Source organism: Streptomyces sp. WM4235 (genome assembly GCF_001279725.1).
Taxonomy (GTDB): domain Bacteria; phylum Actinomycetota; class Actinomycetes; order Streptomycetales; family Streptomycetaceae; genus Streptomyces.
In genome coordinates this window covers 1-751 of record NZ_LGDE01000231.1, presented here as the reverse complement: position 1 = coordinate 751, position 751 = coordinate 1, and the positions used below count along the sequence as shown (strand labels likewise).

Below are 751 nucleotides of genomic sequence, written 5' to 3'. Positions count from 1 at the left end.
CGCGCCGGCTCGGCGCGGAGGGTGACGGGTTCCGCATGGCCATGACCGCCCTCAACGGTGGCCGGCTCGGCATCGCCGCCTGTTCGCTCGGCGGCGCCCAGAGCGCACTGGACCGCAGCCTCGCCCACCTGGCCGACCGCGAGGCGTTCGGAGCGCGCCTGCTCGACGCGCAGGCGCTCCAGTTCCGCCTCGCCGACATGGCCACCGAACTCACCGCCGCCCGCGCCCTGGTCCGCACCGCCGCGCAGGCCCTGGACAACGGCGACCCGCAGGCCGCGCAGCTCTGCGCCATGGCCAAGCGCTTCGCCACCGACACGGGTTTCACGGTGGCCGACCGTGCGCTCCAACTACACGGCGGATACGGCTACTTGAGCGAGTACGGCATCGAGAAGATCGTCCGAGACCTCCGTGTGCACCAGATCCTGGAAGGGACCAACGAGATCATGCGCGTCATCGTCGCCCGCGGCCTGACGGAGAACCTGTGATGACCGACGAAGCGGACGTCCTGGTCCACGTCGAGGGCCGCACGGGCCGCCTGACCCTCAACCGCCCGAAGGCCCTGAACGCGCTCAGTCACCCCATGGTGCTGCGCGTCGAGGAGGCCCTGACCGCCTGGCGCGGCGATCCCGCCGTGGAGGCGGTGGTCGTCTCCGGCGCCGGCGAGCGTGGGCTGTGTGCGGGCGGTGACATCCGGGCCATCCACGACGATGCCAAGGCCGGCGGTACGGCGTCGGCGGACTTCTGGCGGGAC

2 protein-coding genes are annotated in these 751 nt (G+C 72.2%); both read left to right on the top strand.

The annotated features are described in order from the left end of the window. On the top strand, positions 1 to 485 hold a 485-nt coding region (locus ADK55_RS17770; protein WP_267887348.1), incomplete at its 5' end, for an acyl-CoA dehydrogenase family protein. Beyond that, positions 485 to 751 (top strand): enoyl-CoA hydratase/isomerase family protein (locus tag ADK55_RS17765; RefSeq protein ID WP_199826554.1); only part of this gene is annotated, 267 nt, incomplete at its 3' end. The genes ADK55_RS17770 and ADK55_RS17765, both read left to right, overlap by 1 nt.